The 1,382-nt window shown below is 69.3% G+C and carries 2 protein-coding genes and 1 tRNA gene; 2 read left to right on the top strand and 1 reads right to left on the bottom strand.

Annotated features, from left to right (window positions below; all coding sequences use genetic code 11):
- Positions 1–40: 40 nt before the first annotated feature.
- Positions 41–113: transfer RNA gene (locus tag ACNPM4_RS15295), tRNA-Lys, on the top strand.
- Positions 114–141: 28 nt separating this feature from the next.
- On the opposite strand, the gene ACNPM4_RS15290 is transcribed toward ACNPM4_RS15295, so the two are convergent.
- On the bottom strand, positions 142–606 hold the full coding sequence (locus ACNPM4_RS15290) for a hypothetical protein (protein ID WP_448986249.1): 465 nt from the start codon (positions 604–606) through the stop codon (positions 142–144).
- Positions 607–781: 175 nt separating this feature from the next.
- Between ACNPM4_RS15290 and ACNPM4_RS15285 the strand changes: the two genes are divergently transcribed.
- A complete protein-coding gene (locus ACNPM4_RS15285; RefSeq protein WP_448986247.1) occupies positions 782–1,327 on the top strand; it encodes a type 1 glutamine amidotransferase domain-containing protein in 546 nt (181 codons plus the stop codon).
- The last annotated feature ends 55 nt before the right edge of the window (positions 1,328–1,382 follow it).

The following is a 1,382-nucleotide window of genomic DNA, read 5'->3' as shown; positions in this document are numbered from 1 at the left end:
CCCCCACGGCCCCTCGTCGTGCGCACTAGACTTTGAGCAGGGGCCTCTAGCTCAGTTGGCAGAGCATCGGACTTTTAATCCGCGGGTCGTGGGTTCGAGCCCCACGGGGCCCACCGCAGGGTGAGCGCGGCGGCACCTGTCTCAGGATTCGCCGTCGTGCTCACCCGCCAGCAGTTCCGCGCGGATGTCGGCCACGCCACTGGGCAGCGTCTCGCCTTCGAGTTCGAACGTCGGGGCTTTCGGGGTACCGCCGATCGCGCACACCGCGACGCTGTCCTGGCCGTCCAGCGTCTTGGGGATGACGACGAACCAGAGGGACTTCTCCGCAAGCCACTCGGTGGTCGCCATGTCGGCGTAGTAGGTCGCGTCCGGTGCCAGGCTGCGCGTCTTCTCGGTGCAGAGCTTCACGAGCTGGGAACCGGTGAACTCCGAGGCGGCCTCCGTCGGGTCCGGTGTCGGCGTGGCTGTCTGCGACGGCGTGGGAGTGGGCGACGCCGTCCCAGATGTCTCCGACGTCGACGGTGACGGGCTCGGAGCCGGCTCGGGGGCGCAGGCCGCGAGCAGAACGAGCATCGGCAGGAGGACGAGAGCAGGACGAACGCGCATGTCTGGATGCTACTGCTGCCGCAGCGGATTCCGAGGGGAGCGCTCCGGAGACGACGGCTTCTCCTGTATCACCGGCTCCTCGCAGTGGCCACCCCCTTCCCCCATTCGGGTGTCCCGGGAGAGGGTCTACTCGTCCGCTCCCCGCGGACGACCCTCCACGAAAGGACGACGAACCATGACCCTCACCGGCAACCGAGTGGCATTCCTGGCGACGGACGGATTCGAGGACAGCGAGCTCACCAGCCCGTGGGATGCGGTGACCGCCGAGGGCGCGAGCGCGACGCTGATCGCCCCGGATGGCGCCGCGATCACCGGGAAGAACGGTCACGAGCAGGCCGTGGATCTCCTCGCCTCCGACGCGTCGGCCGACCAGTTCGACGCGCTCGTGCTCCCCGGCGGTGTCGTGAACGCCGACCACCTGCGCCTCGACAAGCCGTCGATCGCCCTGGCGCGGTCCTTCTTCGAGCAGCACAAGCCCGTGGGCGTGATCTGCCACGGTGCCTGGATCCTCATCGAGGCCGGTGTCGTGGACGGCCGGACGCTCACCAGCTACCCGAGCCTGACGACCGACCTCCGAAACGCCGGGGCGAGCTGGGTCGACGAGGAGGTCGTCGTGGACGAGGGCCTCGTCTCCAGCCGCACTCCCGACGACCTGCCTGCGTTCAACGCGAAGCTCGTCGAAGAGATCGGCGAGGGCAAGCACTCCGGGCAGACCGCCTGAGCGGTGGTGTCAGGCCCGCGCCCGGTGCCGTCGGACGGCCGCGCGGTTCGCACAG

Source organism: Microbacterium umsixpiens (genome assembly GCF_053543675.1).
Note: the sequence above shows the minus strand (reverse complement) of the source record. Positions and strands in the feature narration are given on the sequence as shown.

Excerpts from the sequence above, each read along its gene's own strand:
- ACNPM4_RS15290 (WP_448986249.1), bottom strand. The coding sequence starts at position 606 with ATGCGCGTTCGTCCTGCTCTCGTCCTCCTGCCGATGCTCGTTCTGCTC.
- ACNPM4_RS15285 (WP_448986247.1), top strand. The coding sequence starts at position 782 with ATGACCCTCACCGGCAACCGAGTGGCATTCCTGGCGACGGACGGATTC.